Source organism: Oceanobacillus luteolus, assembly GCF_042678205.1.
Lineage (GTDB): Bacteria > Bacillota > Bacilli > Bacillales > Amphibacillaceae > Oceanobacillus > Oceanobacillus luteolus.
Map to the genome: position 1 here is coordinate 1 of NZ_JBHUDE010000011.1, position 16,665 is coordinate 16,665.

Below are 16,665 nucleotides of genomic sequence, written 5' to 3' on the forward strand. Positions count from 1 at the left end.
GAATAACCTCCCAATCTTATATGTTTATTCTAACAATAAAAAAATAAACTGCGAAGCAAGAGCCGTACGCTCTCTCACTTACACAGTTTATTTTACACTCCCTAAATCCGTACTTTGATTTGATCTTATTTTAATCAATCGTCATCGTCGTCATCATCTTCTAAATCAATATCCACGACCAAGACTTTTCCAGTATATGCATCAATTTCAATGTCAGCTTCCCCACGGGAGCTCTCAATTTCAATTTCGTAGATGAGACGGCCATCGTCTTTATCGAGTTCTACGTCTTCCACTGTACCAGAGAATTGTTTGAGAGCAATTTGAATTGCTTCTTCTTTACTGATGGTTGACTTCTTTGATTCTTTTTTCGTTTCTTTAGCTGGCGCTTTTGTCTCTTGCTTTTTCTCCGTTTTAGGAGCTTGAGCTTTTGATTCAGATGCCTTTGCAGTTTGTTTATTTGTAGCTTCGTTTGTTTGGTTTTCTTTCTTGTTTACCTCTTGTTTAGGAGCTGTTGCAGTTTTATTTTCTGCTGGCTTCGTTTCAGTATTTTTCTCTTCTACCTTTTTCGTTTCTTTTTTGTCATCTGCTTGACCGTCGGTTTTTTCTTTAATATCTAATGATTTCTCTTCGTCTTTTTTAGCTACTTCTTTTTCTTGCTTTTCTTTCGCTTTATTTTCTTCTGTTTTTGCAGTTAATTTCTCATCAAGTTTTAATACTTCGCCAGTATTGCCATCAATTGCTAACTCATACTCTTTTCCTTCAATTTCAATTTCCACTTCATAGACGGGATCTTTTCCTTTATTATCTAACTCTAATTCGGTGATTTTTCCTGGATATTGAGCCTTTACTTTTTGTTCTATCTCATCACGAGTTAAATCTGGACCTGCGGAAACGGATAAGTTTTGACTAAAGATTAAGCCTAAAAATGCTGCAATCGCCATTGCACCTAATGCCATCATTATTTTTTTGTTCATCTTTACTCCTCCTATGTCATATTATCTATTTTAAAAAAGTAATTTTGCTTCTCTATACTTTTAATTTACCTTAGTTGAATGAAAGTAACATGTGAATTAGATTAGAATTTGATGAGAAATCTCATTAATCGTCCCAATGATCGTCATCTTCATCGATATCGAACTCAACAATTTCACCAGTTACAGCATCAATATCAATATCTGCTTCTTGCTTCTCATTTTTCAATTCCATCTCATAAATAAGTCTACCATCATCTTCATCCAATTCAATATCGGTGACTTTCCCGTCGAACTTTTGAAGTGCTATTTGTTTTACCTCCTCCACCGAAAGTGCATCTTCATATTGGTTCGTCTTCTCTTGTTTTGTTCCTTTTACTTCACCTGTAGGTATAATGGATCCTACTGAATCCGCATTCGATTGAAAAGCAGAAAATCCAAGAATCAATGCCAGAGCTAGGGCAGCTATTATTAAACCTGTTTTCTTTTTCATTTTTATTTCCTCCTCGTCAACTTCTATATTTATCATAACCACGTTTCATGAAAAGAGGCTGTGAGTCAGATTAGAAAACAATGAGAAACCAGTTAAAGTATTGAAAGATAAGGTGTGATACGATTAAAATACAGCTTTCATTTACAGGGGAGGTAAAGAAAGATGAATGTAGAATTGACAAGGTTTAAAGTAAAAGAGGGGAAATCGGCACGTGTGGATGCCTGGCTGAAGTTTTTGAATGATAATATGGAGGATGTTCTGGTCACTTTAGATGGTGAAAAAATGTATGTAGAAACTATTTTTAGAGAACTTATAAATGGCGAAGAGTTTTTGTACTGGTATTCCATTAAAGGGGAAGGCGGACAAGAAGTGGAAGAGTCTGATCACTGGATTGATAAAAAGCATCTCGAGTTTTGGAGAGAATGTATAGATGAAACATATGAGCCAGTTGATCTTATAACTGAAGTTGTAATGATCCCTGAAAAAGTTAAAAACAGCATGAAGTAAAACAACCCCCGAATGATTCGGGGGTTCTATAATACAGCCTTTGATTATTCAGTTGGTTGACTTTTCTTTTTTAAAATCGGCAAAACTAAAGTAAATGTGGAGCCTTCACCCTCGGTACTTTCAACTGTAAGTTTTCCGTTGTGTTCCTCAGCAATTGTAAGGGCAATGGAAAGACCTAATCCCGTACCACCTGTCTCTCTGCTTCTTGCCTTGTCCACACGATAAAATCGCTCAAATATCCGTTCCTGTTCCTCCTCTGAGATTCCATTACCAAAATCCTGGACAGAGAAGATCACTTCACCGTTATAGGTAAACAGGCTGACGACGATTTTTTCCTTACTATATTTGAGGGCATTATCAATAAGTATATAGATGATCTGCTCCAGCTGATCCGCACTTCCCATTACATAGATTGATTCTATATTCTTATGGAATTCAATTTCTCTACCATATGCTTGTTTGAAAGTTACAATGGAATGTTCGACCAATTGATGAAACTCTACCTCTTTATGGACAACATTTTTTTTATTTTTCGCCAAAGCGAGAAGCTGTTCCACCAATTTCTTCATGCGGTCAGCCTCTGAATCAATCGCTTGAATTGATTCTTGCAGAAGTTCTGGATTATCCATGCCGCGTCTTTCCATAAGCTGTGCATAACTTTTTACAATTTGGATCGGCGTTTTCAATTCATGGGAAGCATTCGATACAAAGTCCTCTTGTTTTTCATAATTGGTTTTCAGTTGATCAATCATTTCATTAAAGGTGACTTCCATTTCATATAATTCATCTCTGGAATGATTCCGATGTTCAATTTTATTCCATTTTCTATCTCTAATATTTTCTTTCATTGTATTCGTCAGCTTTTCAATCGGATTGAGTAAAAATCGACTTAACACAGTACTGCCAATTAAAGTTGGAATTAGGAATATGATAGAAGCAATAACTAACACGTAAAATAAAATAGTCATCGTATCAGCCAATTCCACTAAGTTATCCGATATTTGCAATGTAACGATACTGCCGTCATACCAAATAATCGGTTTTGTAATGACCGCAACATGAACTCCACGTTCAGGTCTGATGATTTCCCGTGATTCCTCGGCTTGAAATGCACCTTCCAAGGTTTTATAAGCTTCTCCAGTAAGTTTAAATTCAAGTGCCTTGCCTTCGTTCGAAAATACCTTTGCCATCCCATTTGCTGGAAGGAATGCTTTAATTACTTCTCCAGCCTCTTCAGCTGTCGTAGCGTTAGATAGGCGTCCCACCAGTACTTCTGTTTGCAAAGATAACTCCACCAATTGGCTTTTTGTGGCATTTTGATAAAAAAGAAAGTAAATTGAGGTATTTACCAAGACGAGCATAATAAGTATGAAAATGCTGGAAAAAAGCTGAATCTTCGTTTTAAGTTTCATTGTTCCAAATCCTTTATTGTATAACCTACTCCACGCACCGTTTGAATATAAGGCACGTCAAAACCTTTATCTATCTTTTGGCGTAAATAACGAATATATACATCGACGACATTCGTATCGCCATAATAATCGTATCCCCAAACTTGTTCAATCAACTGTTCACGAGTCAACACGATATTTTTATTTTTTAATAGACATACGAGCAAGTCAAATTCACGAGGAGTGAGCTCGATTTGCTGGTCACCCCTAGTTACTTCCCTGGAACTGATATTAACTGCAAGGTCACCGACCTGAAGACCGTTATCACTTTCTTTCTTCGGTTTTGGCCTCCGTAAATGTACACGGATCCTCGCTAATAATTCTTCAATCTGGAACGGTTTTGTAATATAATCATTCGCTCCCAAATCCAGTCCACTTACTTTATCATGCACTTCATCTCTTGCAGTCAGTAATACAATCGGTGTATCCTCATCGATACGTCGGACTCGGCGAAGTACTTCAAGCCCGCTTAATTCTGGAATCATAATATCCAAAAGGACGAGGTCCCATTCCTGCTCTTCCATCATACGAAGAGCATCCTTTCCATTATCCGCTACTTCTGTTTCATAATTTTCATATTCTAGCTCTAGCTGGAGTACCCGGCTAAGCTTCTGTTCATCTTCTACAATTAAAATTTTTGGGCTTGTCATGTTTATTTACACCTGCCAATATATTTTAAGCACAATTCACTTTCTATTATACTAGTAAAAGCTTATGATGACGATAAGGAAAAATCTTCATTTTAGAAAGGGAGAGAAGTATATGTTAGCGATAGACCATCTTGTCATTGCATCACAGAATCCGGAAGAAGATGCCCAACAGTTTGCTGATAAACATGGCGTAACTGTTCTTCAGGGAGGGAAGCATGAAAAATGGGGTACATATAATTATCTGGCTTTCTTTGAGAATAATAGTTACATCGAATGGCTTGGAGTGTTTGATCGAGATTTGGCAAGTAAAAGTGACAATCCGCTCATTCAACAAACGATATCTTTTTTAGAGAAAGGAAATACCGGCTTAGTTACCTATGCGTTACGGACAAATGACATGGATAACTACCTAAATTTATTTGCTGAAAAGAGTATCCATTTTCATGGACCCTTCCCCGGTTCAAGAAAAACAGCTGAAGGTCAGCTCTTAACCTGGCGGATGTTATTTCCCGATGGAAAGGAACCACTCCCTTTCCTTATTGAATGGGGTTCGGGAATCAATCTTCCGGAAGATAAGACGAATATTAATACTAAGAGCTTAAGCAACATCGAACTTCCTGGCAGTCCGACAATTTATCTTGAAGTATTCCGTTTAAAGAGTGAAGAGAATCAGATTGAACTGGAAAATGGACATTTACAATTTACTACAAGCTCACAGCTTGATTTTGAAATAAGATAAGTTGAAACCATTTTCATCTTTTGACGTCTAATGAAGAAATCAGTCAAAGATGGAAAGGATGGGATAGGATGCAGAAAATAGTAATGGTCATTCTATTAGTTAGCATACTTGCTGCATGCGCTACATCCAATGTTGAGAACGAAGAGGATGAAAGGGATCATGTAGAGGGCGAAGTCAACACATTAGTACATGCAAACAATCAGTTGGCATTTGATCTTTTAGCCGAGATATCCAATGATACAGCGGATAATGTCTTCCTCTCCCCTGCCAGTCTCTATATCGCATTATCACTCGTTTATAATGGGGCGGATGGAGAAACTAAAAGTGAAATGGATGAACTACTTGGATTCAAGGAAGTAAATCAACTGAACCAGTCCAATCAGAGCTTTTATCAACAGTTGATGAACGAAAAATCCGGAATTACACTTCAAATAGCCAATTCAATTTGGCTAAATGATGAGTTCCAATTTCAAAGAGATTTTCAGGATAGTATGAATGAATTCTATGAAGCTGAAATAAGTGAAGTCGATATAGCTGATCCCTCTACAACTGACTTGATCAATAATTGGGTGAAGGAGAATACAGAAGGACGGATTGAGGAAATCGTCGAAGGCCCATTGGATCCAGAGATTGTTACGTTTTTGATTAATGCCATTTACCTCGATGCAGCTTGGCAGCATGCGTTTGATTCAAATTCGACTCATACAAGTGAGTTTCATCTTCTAGATAATTCCACAAAAGAAGTGGAAATGATGATGCAGGTAGAACAATTCGACTATCTAGAACAATCGGATTTTCAGGGTATTGTCTTGCCTTACGGAGATGGGCAAATGAGTATGCAAATTTTCCTGCCTAAAGAGGGGATCGATGACTTTGATGAAAAATTCACATTAGAAAAATGGGAAAGCTGGCAACACGACTTTCAAAAAGAAGATGTGCAAGTGATGCTTCCAGCCTTCGAAGTGGAGTTTGAAGCAACACTAAACGAAGCACTTGAGGACTTAGGAATGACGACTGCTTTTAATGAACATGCAAATTTCTCCAAACTCGTGAAAGAAACGGATGAAGTCTATATAAGTGAAATCAAGCAAAAAACATTCCTCCTCGTTGATGAAGAAGGAACAGAAGCTGCGGGGGCTACCTCCGTGGAAATGAGTACTACATCCATGCCTGGTAATGGCCCTTCTGTAATGGAAATCAACCGGCCGTTCTTTCTTGTCATTATAGACGAACAGACTGATGCTATTCTGTTTACCGGAAAAATTACTGAACCTCCAGCACGTAGTAAGTGAGATAATGTATTTCATAGAAGCTTTTGACGTTAATTTAAATAGGATAAGAACATTTAAAGGAAACAAGCTTGATCCAATTTGATTTGATGCCTATGCATCTTCTAAGGACACGAAACAGTACCAACTTGTTTCATTCGTGTCCTTATACTACTTCTAAGGACACGAACAGCATTAATTCTGTGTCATTCGTGTTCCTAGACTACTTCTAAGGACATGAAACAGCACCAATTTTATGTCATTCGTGTCCCTACACTACTTCTAAGGACATGAAACAGCACCAATTTTATGTCATTCGTGTTCCTACACTACTTCTAAGGACATGAACAGAATCATTGTTGTTTCATTTGTATCTTTATAGAGTCTAAACTTATTATTGTGCATGGAAATGTAAAAAAATAGTGGGTAAAGTCACCCTCCGATGACCTTACCCACTAATTTCACTATTAACCTAATTGCTGCTCTAAGAATTCCGTTACTTCTTCTGGTGATTTTGTATAAGCACTATGTTGATGGGCGAGCTTTTCGCCGTTTTGGAAAATCAATACACTTGGAATTCCCATGACATCGTACTTCTGGGCAATCCCTTCAATTTGATCTACATTTACTTCATACCAATTATAATTCTTAAACTTTGGGATGACTTGGTCAGAGAACATATCAAACACTCTGCAGTCTGGACACCAGTTAGCAAAGAATTTAATGATCACTGGATTTTCACTTTGGATTACTTTGTCAAATTCCGCTTGTGTTTCGATTAGCTCCATGTAAATTCTCCTTTTATAGAACAATAGTATAATTTTCTCTATATTATACTATTTGTATTCAATTCGTCCAAGAATATAGGCTGTTAGTAATCCAGCCAAGAAAGTCACGATACTTAATACAATTAATCCAGCAGACCCTGGTATTCCAGGAAATATAACGAATACAGAACCTAATACAAGACCGATTGTAGCGGCAAACGTCAATGAAAAATAATTTTTCAAGCAATACCCAATAACCCGGCTCATAATGACAAATCCGATTGCTATACCAAGACCTGTAACAATAATAATATCAAATTGAAAATTACTTATTGCGGCAATAACAGTTGGATATACACCAAGAACAAGCATCATAAATGAACCACTGATTCCAGGAATAATCATTGCACTACTGCCAATAAACCCAGCCACGAATAAAAGAAGATAAGTAGAAGGGGTAATGTTGGTGATAATCTCGCCATCTCCTGTACTTAGAAAACCAATTGCAACAATTAGAATTATTCCTGCAATCATAAAGAAGATATGTTTTATACCAAAAGTATTTTTTGCATTTGCTTTATATAATAAATAAGGTAAAACCCCAAGAATTAACCCAAGAAAAAAGAATAAGGTTGGAGTAGGATAATTAATAAACAACCATTCTATCAAACTAGCCAATAAAAAAATGGCTGTGACCATTCCAACACCTAGCGGCACTAGAAAGCCTAACTGTTTTTTCCAATTTTTACTAAAGAAACCATTGATTGCTTCGATTAAACGTTCGTAAATTCCAAGTAATAAAGCTATAGTGCCTCCACTAATGCCGGGGATTACATCTACTGCACCCATTATCATTCCCCGATATAAATTCTTCCATTCCATTAGATTAATCTCCTTATGTATGTTTATTTCAAAGTCCATTTTACATCATATCAAAAAAAGTGGGACATGCATACAGGAAACTAAATGAAGCGACCAGCATCACTACTGATCGCTTCATTTATTCCCCTTCTAAAAACTGCAGTTCCGGCATCCATTGTGACATATGCTTCTTGATTTCACTGTAATGATTAGAAGCTCCAGCCAACTCTTCATTACTTAACGTATACATCGGTACGACTTCATAATCGGACCAATTTGAACGAAATTTTACATATGTTGGCAACAGAGTAGGTGAATGGATTTCAATCTCTTCCTTATCACCAAATGTTGTTTTCTTTACGGTGAAAGTAAAGATTCCTCCAATACGCTGATAAAGAGTTTGTTGATTAGATAGAAAATTTCCTAGACTATAAATGACAAGAGTCTCATTTCCTTCCTCACCTTCTATCCAGTCAGCAGGCTGTAATACATGAGGGTGATGCCCAATCACTGCATGTACACCCTGATCTGCTGCGAATTGTACAAGGGATTTTTGAAAGTCATTCGGTAACCGCTCATATTCATTACCGAAATGTAGACTCATTATAATAACATCGGCTGCTTCCTTTGCTCTGGCAATCTCTTCTTCCATATTTGCTTTATCGATTATGTTCACCAAATAATCCTTACCTTTAGGCACTGGTATGCCATTTGTTCCGTATGTATAAGCTAGTAAAGCTACTGAAATGCCTTCATCTGTTTCAATGATACGTAAGTCTTGGCAATCCTCTTCATCTTTGTAAGCACCGACGTATGTTATACCAAGTTGCTCCCAATGGCGAATGGCTTGCTGGATAACAGCTTCCCCACGATCTAACGTATGGTTGTTTGCCAAGTTAACTGCGTTCACACCAACCTCTTTCAAAGCAGCTCCTATTTCCACTGGGCTATTGAATGTCGGATAAGAAGATAAGCCAAACTCCTCTCCCCCAATCATCGACTCTTGATTTGCAATCGTAATTGTTGCCGCACTTAAATAAGGTTTTACCTTCTCCAGCATAGGGGTAAAGTTATAACCACTTCCTGTCCACGCATCAATATATACTGGTTGATGAATCAAAACATCGCCTATGGAAGATATAGTGATTTCTTTCACTGACCGCACGGGGATTGATGCTTTTTCGACTATACGATTTTCCTTTATTACGACTGATTCATCGGTACCTATCAATTCTGTAGTTGACGTCCCGCAAGAAGTCAGCAAACTAATGAAACAAAAAACAAGCGAAACGTGAAATACAGTGAGCTTTTTCATGTCTTCTTCCCCATCTCTTCCCTTTTGTTCTCTGCACGACTAATATTATTTTACTGCTAATAAATCATTCGCTCAATAGATTCTTAAAATTAACAAACTTTAAAGAAACTTTACACGCATAATGGTACACTGGACAAAACTGGTTATAGTATAATAACAGATAGAGATAAAACGAAACTTCATTCCATGTATGTTTTACTGAAGTTTATACCCTTGTTTTTTTGGAAAGACTTAAATGAAGCCCACAAAACGTGTTAGAGGTGATGGAGGAATCGTTGTGAAACGTTATTTGTCCGGCATTTTAATTGGAATAAGCGCAGTCATTATCATCGTTGGAAACATGATGGATATTTACTGGGGTGGAATTGCAGCATGGGGGATTGCATTTATATTATTGATACTCGCTGCTTATTTCACAAAATATATTCCTAATGAAGAAAAAAAGAAAACGAAAACCAATCAGCGTTAATGGATCAGGACGAAAAACCCGAGCGAAGGCATGTGCTTCTCTCGGGTTTATTTATTACTTAATATAATAAACAACTGATTCATAGGGACGAAGTTTTAATTGCTCCAATCTCTCACTAGAATCATTATAATTCGATAGTAACAGTTTAGGATTGGCAAATTGTTTATCAACTTGAAGATCGACTGTTACCTCTTCTTCAAAAAAGTTACTTACGACAAGGATTCGTTCATCCTGCCAATTACGGGAATACGCAAAGACCTGTGGATGTTCAAGGAACAGCGGCTCGTAGTCGCCGTATGTGATGATGTCATACTGCTTCCGTAGCTCAATCAATTTTTTATAATGATAGAATACAGAATCCTCATCAGCAAGAGCCTCTTCCACATTAATCTTTTTATAATTATCCGCTACATTTATCCACGGATTCCCAGCTGTAAATCCTGCATGCTCATCAGCTGACCATTGCATCGGAGTTCTTGCATTATCTCTAGACTTTTGCATTAAAATCTTCATAATTTCAGGTTCAGACAAGCCTTTTTCCTGCAAGATATGATACGCATTCAGTGATTCCACATCACGATAATCTTCGATAGATGAGAAATTAGGGTTCGTCATCCCAATCTCTTCACCTTGGTAAATGTACGGAGTTCCTTTTAGAAAATGCAAGGTTGTAGCCAGCATTTTCGCTGATAATTCCCGATATTCTCCTTCTGAACCGAAGCGTGATACGACTCGTGGTTGATCATGGTTACACCAGAATAATGCATTCCAACCTCCACCTTCATGCATACCGATTTGCCAATCAGACAGAATTTGCTTCAATTCAAGGAAATCAAAAGGAGCATACGTCCATTTCTCTCCGTTCGGATAATCGACTTTCATATGATGGAAGTTGAACGTCATAGACAGCTCCTGACGCTCAGGTTGGGTATAACGGACACAATTATCTAAAGTTGTAGACGACATTTCTCCTACTGTAAGCATATCGTATTCTGAAAATACCTCTTGGTTCATCATATGCAAATACTCATGAATACGTGGACCATCTGTATATTGACTGCGTCCATCCCCTTTAGGATCTGGATCATCCTGGAAGTCTTGCTTTTTGGAAATGAGGTTGATTACATCCAATCGGAAACCATCAATCCCTTTTTCCGCCCAGAAACGCATCAATTCAAATACTTTTTCCCTTACCTCTGGATTTTCCCAGTTCAAATCCGCCTGAGTCTTATCGAATAGATGCAAATAGTACTGTCCAGTTGCTTCATCCCATTCCCATGCATTACCACCAAACTTCGATTGCCATTGATTCGGCTCTCTCCCGTCAATCGGGTCTTTCCAAATATAGAAATCACGGTATGGATTGTCCTTTGAAGTCCGGGATTTCTTAAACCATTCATGGTCGGTCGAGGTGTGATTCACAACCAAATCCATAATCAATTTCATCCCCCGCTGATGTGTATCATGCAGCAGTTCATCAAAATCATCCATCGTTCCATATAAAGGATCAATGGAATAATAATCACTGATGTCATATCCATTATCTTTTTGAGGAGATTGGTATACTGGTGTTAACCATAAGACATCGACCCCAAGCTTTTGCAAGTAATCCAATTTTTTGCGGATTCCTTGTAAATCACCTGTACCTTTTCCCGTGGTATCCATAAAGCTTTTCGGGTAAATTTGATAAACGACCGATTTTTTCCACCAAGGTTCGTGCATCGTATCACTACTCCAATCTTAATTCGTATTCATTTTCCGTTTAGCGATTAAGTAAGTCAATACAAACGGTACTACAATTACAATTGCCATACCGATCAAGAAGCTTATCCATCCTCCTGGAATGATTGAAAGAATACCTGGCAGACCACCGATTCCAATTGAAGTTGCCTGTACACTTTGGAGGGTGATGAATGCCCCGGCAATTGCAGAACCAATAATTGCTGCAAAGAATGGATAACGATATGGTAAGTTTACCCCGAACATTGCCGGTTCAGTGATTCCCAGCCAAGCAGAAACTCCCGAAGTTCCTGATAATCCTTTTAATTTTTCCTCTTTTGCAACGACCATCATTGCAAAGGCTGCTGCCCCCTGTGCGATATTGGATAATGCCAATATCGGCCATAGGAATGTAGATCCCGTCGAACCAATCAATTGTAAGTCTACTGCCAGGAAAGTATGATGCATTCCTGTAATAACGAGCGGTGCATAAATCGCCCCATAAATTAGTCCACCGATAAGTGGTACAGCATTGAAGGTTGCAACAAGCGCATCTGTAATCCAGTTTCCAATTGTAAATGTGATCGGGCCAATGAACAGGAATGTCAGGAATCCTGTGACCAAGATAGCTACTGGAGCAACAATCAGTAATTGAAGTGAGTCCGGCACTCTTTTCCTCAAGGCTAGTTCCAACTTGGCTAATATCCAAGAAGCGAATAAAACAGGCAGAACTTGGCCTTGATAACCGATTTTATTGATTTCCAATCCGAATAGATTCCATGTCGGTACTTCACCTTTTTCAAGCGCTTCCCCATATGCCCATGCATTCAACAGGTCCGGATGAACCATGACAAGTCCAATGACGACACCAAATAACGGATTTCCGCCAAAGCGTTTTACTGCAGACCAACCGATTAAAGCAGGCAAGAAGGTGAACGCAGTATTGGCAATGATATGGATCATATCAGCAAGGCCTGCCCATTGTGGATACATCTCGATAACCGGAAGCGAGTCCTTACCAAAAATGCCAGGGTTCGCTAAGATATTGTTGATCCCCATCAATAGACCGGCAGTGATAATCGCTGGCAATATCGGGATAAAGATATCTGCCAAGACTTTAATTCCGCGCTGCAATGCATTTTGCTTTTGGCCACTCGCAGCTTTTACATCCTCTTTTGTCGCTTCGCTGATATCGGTTTCATTAACCATGGACTGATATACTTTATCGACAGTACCTTGCCCGATAACAACTTGATATTGACCATTCGCTGAAAAGACACCTTTTACAATATCCATCTTTTCCAGCGCCTCTTTATCTACCTTATCATCGTCAGCCAAAGCGAACCGCAGACGGGTCACACAGTGGGTAGCCGCTCGAATGTTATCCTCGCCACCAACCGCTTGTACAATTGCCTTCGCTTCCTTACTATAAGGCTGATCACTTGTACTCTTTTCTTCTGAAGCAGAATTCGAATTTTGATCTGATTCTCCTTGATTCAATGTCGCTGTCAATAACAGGGATTCTCCAGCTGTCACTTCCGCTTCAGACGTTTTTTCCAACTTAGAGACCATATCACCATTTGTGATAATGATAGGCGTAATCGTACTTGCCGCTTTTTCGGCAATGAAATCCAAGTCGAAGCTGATTAATTTGTCACCTTGCTTGACCTCGTCACCTTGTGAAACATGAACTTCAAATCCTTCTCCATTTAAATTCACGGTCTCCAGTCCAACATGAATTAAGATTTCCAAGCCTGAGTCTGTTTTCAAACCAATGGCATGCTTGGTTGGGAATGCCAAAATAACAGTAGCATGAAATGGAGCCCTTACTTCACCAATGGTTGGGTCAACCGCAATACCATCCCCCATCATTTTTCCAGAAAACGTAGGATCTGGTACCTCTTCTAAGGGGACAACCCTTCCTGTTAAGGGTGCAAAAATTTTATCTCCCATAGGATAAACCTCCTTCAATAATTCAGTCTGTAAGACTATGTAGTATCTTTGGTGTGTGTGAAGTTATATTCCCTATAGCATTTTCCTTCAGACACCTGAAATAAACACTTGGCGCCTAATATAATATATCAAAAAAAACCATATGAGTCTCCCATATGGTTTTTTTAACGTATTGGATAGCATTTATTTATTTTTTTGCTGCTTTTTCTCTTTCGTTCTTGTTCAAGATTTTCTTCCGTAAACGGACTGATTCAGGAGTCACTTCACAATACTCATCATCGTTCAAGTATTGGAGAGCTTCTTCAAGAGACATTCTTCTCGATTTACGGATTGTTGTTGTATTGTCCTTGTTCGCTGAACGAATGTTGGTCAAATGTTTCTCTTTCGTAATATTAACCGTCAGATCGTTATCCCGGTTATGTTCCCCAATAATCATACCAGCGTATACTTCCAGACCTGGATCAACAAAAATAGTTCCTCGATCTTCAAGGTGCAGAATACTATAGGTAGATACTTTACCTTTTTCCAACGCAACGAGAACTCCTTGACGTCTGCCGCCAACTTGTCCTTTCACGATCGGCTCGTAAGCTTCAAATGTGTGGTTCAGGATTCCATAGCCGCTTGTTTGTGACATAAATTCAGTCGTATAACCAAGTAGCCCACGGGATGGAACTTTAAACTCAATCCGAACTTGTCCATTCCCAAAGTTCACCATATCGAGCATTTCACCTTTTCTTGCCCCAAGTGACTCCATTATCGCTCCGGTATACTCTTCTGGAATATCAACCTGTACTCTTTCTATCGGCTCACATTTTACTCCATCGATTTCTTTAATGATGACTTCTGGCTTCGAAAGCTGTAATTCATAACCTTCTCTGCGCATATTTTCAATTAAAATCGATAAGTGTAGCTCACCACGTCCAGAGACGACCCACGCATCCGGAGAGTCAGTTGGATCTACTCGCAGACTGACGTCCGTTTCCAATTCCTTCATAAGACGCTCTTCAATTTTCCTTGAAGTGATATACTTTCCTTCTTTACCTGCAAATGGGCTATTGTTTACAAGAAATGTCATTCGAAGTGTTGGTTCATCAATTCGCAGCCAAGGAAGTGCTTCTGGATGTTCTTTTGGACAAACCGTTTCCCCAATATTAAGGTCCTCTAAGCCAGATACAGCAACAATCTCTCCAGCATGAGCCTCATCAATTTCAATTCGTTTTAATCCGAGGAAGCCAAATAGCTTCGTAATACGGAAATTCTTTTGAGTCCCATCTTTCTTTATTACAACCACTTGCTGACCGACATGAATTTTTCCTCTCGCAACCCGACCTACACCAATTCTTCCAACATAGTCATTATAATCAAGCAATGTCACTTGGAATTGAAGAGGTTCATCACGATTATCTATTGGAGCAGGGATATGCTTCATAATCATTTCAAAAATAGGATCCATTGTCTCCTGTTGGTCATCCGGTGTTAAACCTGAAGTACCGTTGAGGGCAGAGGCATATACTACCGGAAACTCTAATTGGTCATCATCCGCACCTAACTCGATAAATAAATCAAGTACTTCATCGACCACTTCTTCCGGCCTTGCATTCGGTCGATCGACTTTATTCAATACAACGATAGGACGTAATTTTTGTTCCAAAGCCTTCTTCAATACGAATCTTGTCTGAGGCATTGTTCCTTCATAAGCATCGACAACAAGTGCTACACCGTCCACCATTTTCATAATCCGTTCCACTTCACCACCGAAGTCCGCGTGCCCCGGTGTATCAAGTATATTAATTGTTGCATCTTTATATTTTACCGCTGTATTCTTGGCTAAAATAGTAATACCACGTTCACGCTCAATATCACCAGAGTCCATCGCACGGTCGTGCACATTTTCGTTCTCTCGGAAAGTCCCTGAGTATTTTAACAGCTGATCAACCATTGTCGTTTTCCCATGATCAACGTGTGCAATAATCGCAATATTACGTATGTCTTCTCTTCGCATAAATTTTACGCTCCTCATTATTAGGGATAAGTCAAGCCATAATTATACCATAATATTTTCCCCTCGTATATAATCTATCCCTTTCCCTCTTTTTAAAACACAAAAAACCGGGATAAGAAACAATCCCGGTATTATATTACAATTTTTCCTTTAATTTCTTATTTTTATTTTCATAAAAAGTGATGGTGAATCTTGCCCCCCCCAAACGGGCAGAACGGTCGACAGAAATTTTACCATTCGACTGCTCGATAATTGCTCTAGCAATGGCTAAGCCGAGACCTGTTTCACCGCTTTTACCTTTAATGAAGCGATGGAAAATATGTGGGATGAGCTCCTCATCTACCCCTTCCCCATCATCTTCAATGGTGATGATCGTCTTTTTAGCCTCTGTGTATGCATGGACAAATATCTGACTTTCTGCATGGCGGATTCCATTTAATACAATATTAGAAAGGGCACGCAACAATTTCTCTTCATCCGCATACAAAGTGATGTTATCCTCTACTTTTTTCTCGAGTGTTATATTACTTTCATTCAACAAAGGGATGACTCGATCAATGACTGAATCAATCATGACATTCCCCGAGAGTTTTACAGGTTCGTATGCTTTCTCAGTATCAAGCTTGGCCAATAAGATCATTTCATTGATGATGACCTTCAACCGCTTTACTTCTTCCACCATCGTCTCGAGACCTTTATCCCTATCTTCTCCTTCAAAGATTCCATCTTTAATCCCCTCGGCATAACCCTGGATCGACATGAGGGGTGTTTTCAGCTCGTGACTCGCATTTTGGAAAAATACTTGCTGTGACTTCATATAACGCTGTAATTCCTTCGCCATTTCATAAACGCTTTGTTCCACTTCTTTTATTTCCCCAGTTGCTTTTATCCTCTCCATATCATCAAATTGACGCTTTTCGATCTTTTTCAATTGGTGTTGCAATAATGTCAGTGGCGTAACTAGTTTGTTCGTTAAATAATAACTGAGCCAAATGGCAAGTAATGCACCGATAAGGAATATCAAAAAGAGCCTGGAGAAGAAGTTTTGCTGTACCGCATGTAAGTCAGTCATTGGAGTAAGCAGAACCAACTCAATACCGAGTATATCTGGGCTGAAGAGAATCCGGGAGGTTACGAAACGATCACTCCCTAACTGCCACATCGTTTCTTTTGGATTTGCAAAGTTATTCTCTTTAATAAACCCTGCAACCACCGCATTCGACATAGTCGAGAATAATACCTTATCTTGGTGACGATCATAAAGGATCAATTGGAGCTCTTGTTCATTCAAAAATTGGTTGAAATCCTGGATATCTCTTGAAGTTCCATATTGTTCGGTCAAGAAACTGACAAGAAGTTCACCCGTTTCCTCCAATTGCCTTCGCTCATCCTGTACAAGTATTTCTAAAATCAATGAATAAATTAAGTAACCTGTCACTGTTAAAACAACGAGCAGAAGGCCAGTAAATGCCAATGTTAGTTGTGATCTTAGTTTCATCT

15 protein-coding genes are annotated in these 16,665 nt (G+C 38.8%); 4 read left to right on the forward strand and 11 right to left on the reverse strand.

Annotated features, from left to right (window positions below):
- Positions 1-134: 134 nt before the first annotated feature.
- Both ACFSBH_RS03250 and ACFSBH_RS03255 read right to left on the reverse strand, forming a co-directional pair.
- A complete protein-coding gene (locus ACFSBH_RS03250; RefSeq protein ID WP_251513635.1) occupies positions 135-974 on the reverse strand; it encodes a PepSY domain-containing protein in 840 nt (279 codons plus the stop codon).
- A gap of 124 nt (positions 975-1,098) precedes the next feature.
- Complete coding sequence (locus ACFSBH_RS03255) at positions 1,099-1,464, reverse strand: PepSY domain-containing protein (RefSeq protein ID WP_251513639.1); 366 nt, start codon at positions 1,462-1,464, stop codon at positions 1,099-1,101.
- Between the two features lie 162 nt (positions 1,465-1,626).
- Here ACFSBH_RS03255 and ACFSBH_RS03260 point away from each other — a divergent pair, with 162 nt between their 5' ends.
- Positions 1,627-1,971 carry a DUF6176 family protein gene (locus ACFSBH_RS03260; protein ID WP_251513643.1) on the forward strand — a complete coding sequence of 115 codons (345 nt, stop codon included), beginning with the start codon at positions 1,627-1,629 and terminating at the stop codon, positions 1,969-1,971.
- A 44-nt stretch (positions 1,972-2,015) separates the two neighbouring features.
- On the opposite strand, the gene ACFSBH_RS03265 is transcribed toward ACFSBH_RS03260, so the two are convergent.
- Together ACFSBH_RS03265 and ACFSBH_RS03270 are read right to left on the reverse strand one after the other, a co-directional pair.
- Positions 2,016-3,254: a sensor histidine kinase gene (locus ACFSBH_RS03265; RefSeq protein WP_379596044.1), complete on the reverse strand. Its 1,239-nt coding sequence runs from the start codon at positions 3,252-3,254 to the stop codon at positions 2,016-2,018.
- Between the two features lie 125 nt (positions 3,255-3,379).
- Positions 3,380-4,072: a response regulator transcription factor gene (locus ACFSBH_RS03270; RefSeq protein WP_251513651.1), complete on the reverse strand. Its 693-nt coding sequence runs from the start codon at positions 4,070-4,072 to the stop codon at positions 3,380-3,382.
- Between the two features lie 112 nt (positions 4,073-4,184).
- On the opposite strand from ACFSBH_RS03270, the gene ACFSBH_RS03275 reads away from it, so the two are divergent.
- A complete protein-coding gene (locus tag ACFSBH_RS03275; protein WP_251513654.1) occupies positions 4,185-4,811 on the forward strand; it encodes a VOC family protein in 627 nt (208 codons plus the stop codon).
- A 68-nt stretch (positions 4,812-4,879) separates the two neighbouring features.
- Entirely contained in the window at positions 4,880-6,103 is a 1,224-nt protein-coding gene (locus ACFSBH_RS03280) for a serpin family protein (protein WP_251513657.1), read from the forward strand.
- Between the two features lie 443 nt (positions 6,104-6,546).
- Here the strand turns inward: ACFSBH_RS03280 and ACFSBH_RS03285 are convergent, their stop codons facing one another.
- From ACFSBH_RS03285 to ACFSBH_RS03295, 3 genes are all read right to left on the reverse strand, one after another.
- Positions 6,547-6,867, reverse strand: a complete 321-nt coding sequence (locus ACFSBH_RS03285; protein WP_251513661.1) for a thioredoxin family protein — start codon at positions 6,865-6,867, stop codon at positions 6,547-6,549.
- Positions 6,868-6,915: 48 nt separating this feature from the next.
- Positions 6,916-7,728: a DUF368 domain-containing protein gene (locus tag ACFSBH_RS03290; protein WP_251513664.1), complete on the reverse strand. Its 813-nt coding sequence runs from the start codon at positions 7,726-7,728 to the stop codon at positions 6,916-6,918.
- Positions 7,729-7,846: 118 nt separating this feature from the next.
- Positions 7,847-9,022 (reverse strand): CapA family protein, encoded by a 1,176-nt coding sequence (locus ACFSBH_RS03295; protein WP_251513667.1) that lies wholly within the window; start codon positions 9,020-9,022, stop codon positions 7,847-7,849.
- 277 nt (positions 9,023-9,299) lie between these two features.
- Between ACFSBH_RS03295 and ACFSBH_RS03300 the strand changes: the two genes are divergently transcribed.
- Positions 9,300-9,491 carry a hypothetical protein gene (locus ACFSBH_RS03300; protein WP_251513671.1) on the forward strand — a complete coding sequence of 64 codons (192 nt, stop codon included), beginning with the start codon at positions 9,300-9,302 and terminating at the stop codon, positions 9,489-9,491.
- A 54-nt stretch (positions 9,492-9,545) separates the two neighbouring features.
- Here the strand turns inward: ACFSBH_RS03300 and treC are convergent, their stop codons facing one another.
- From treC to ACFSBH_RS03320, 4 genes are all read right to left on the reverse strand, one after another.
- Positions 9,546-11,213 carry an alpha,alpha-phosphotrehalase gene (gene treC / locus ACFSBH_RS03305; protein ID WP_251513674.1) on the reverse strand — a complete coding sequence of 556 codons (1,668 nt, stop codon included), beginning with the start codon at positions 11,211-11,213 and terminating at the stop codon, positions 9,546-9,548.
- A gap of 18 nt (positions 11,214-11,231) precedes the next feature.
- The gene (gene treP / locus ACFSBH_RS03310; protein ID WP_251513678.1) at positions 11,232-13,163 is read right to left on the reverse strand and encodes a PTS system trehalose-specific EIIBC component; all 1,932 of its coding nucleotides are present in this window, start codon (positions 13,161-13,163) and stop codon (positions 11,232-11,234) included.
- 187 nt (positions 13,164-13,350) lie between these two features.
- Positions 13,351-15,165, reverse strand: a complete 1,815-nt coding sequence (gene typA / locus ACFSBH_RS03315) for a translational GTPase TypA (RefSeq protein WP_251513681.1) — start codon at positions 15,163-15,165, stop codon at positions 13,351-13,353.
- Between the two features lie 136 nt (positions 15,166-15,301).
- Positions 15,302-16,663: a sensor histidine kinase gene (locus tag ACFSBH_RS03320; RefSeq protein ID WP_251513684.1), complete on the reverse strand. Its 1,362-nt coding sequence runs from the start codon at positions 16,661-16,663 to the stop codon at positions 15,302-15,304.
- Positions 16,664-16,665: the final 2 nt, after the last annotated feature.

Coding starts and splice junctions, on each gene's coding strand:
- ACFSBH_RS03250 (WP_251513635.1), bottom strand. CDS start 974: ATGAACAAAAAAATAATGATGGCATTAGGTGCAATGGCGATTGCAGCA.
- ACFSBH_RS03255 (WP_251513639.1), bottom strand. CDS start 1,464: ATGAAAAAGAAAACAGGTTTAATAATAGCTGCCCTAGCTCTGGCATTG.
- ACFSBH_RS03260 (WP_251513643.1), top strand. CDS start 1,627: ATGAATGTAGAATTGACAAGGTTTAAAGTAAAAGAGGGGAAATCGGCA.
- ACFSBH_RS03270 (WP_251513651.1), bottom strand. CDS start 4,072: ATGACAAGCCCAAAAATTTTAATTGTAGAAGATGAACAGAAGCTTAGC.
- ACFSBH_RS03275 (WP_251513654.1), top strand. CDS start 4,185: ATGTTAGCGATAGACCATCTTGTCATTGCATCACAGAATCCGGAAGAA.
- ACFSBH_RS03280 (WP_251513657.1), top strand. CDS start 4,880: ATGCAGAAAATAGTAATGGTCATTCTATTAGTTAGCATACTTGCTGCA.
- ACFSBH_RS03285 (WP_251513661.1), bottom strand. CDS start 6,867: ATGGAGCTAATCGAAACACAAGCGGAATTTGACAAAGTAATCCAAAGT.
- ACFSBH_RS03290 (WP_251513664.1), bottom strand. CDS start 7,728: ATGGAATGGAAGAATTTATATCGGGGAATGATAATGGGTGCAGTAGAT.
- ACFSBH_RS03295 (WP_251513667.1), bottom strand. CDS start 9,022: ATGAAAAAGCTCACTGTATTTCACGTTTCGCTTGTTTTTTGTTTCATT.
- treC (WP_251513674.1), bottom strand. CDS start 11,213: ATGCACGAACCTTGGTGGAAAAAATCGGTCGTTTATCAAATTTACCCG.
- treP (WP_251513678.1), bottom strand. CDS start 13,163: ATGGGAGATAAAATTTTTGCACCCTTAACAGGAAGGGTTGTCCCCTTA.
- typA (WP_251513681.1), bottom strand. CDS start 15,165: ATGCGAAGAGAAGACATACGTAATATTGCGATTATTGCACACGTTGAT.
- ACFSBH_RS03320 (WP_251513684.1), bottom strand. CDS start 16,663: ATGAAACTAAGATCACAACTAACATTGGCATTTACTGGCCTTCTGCTC.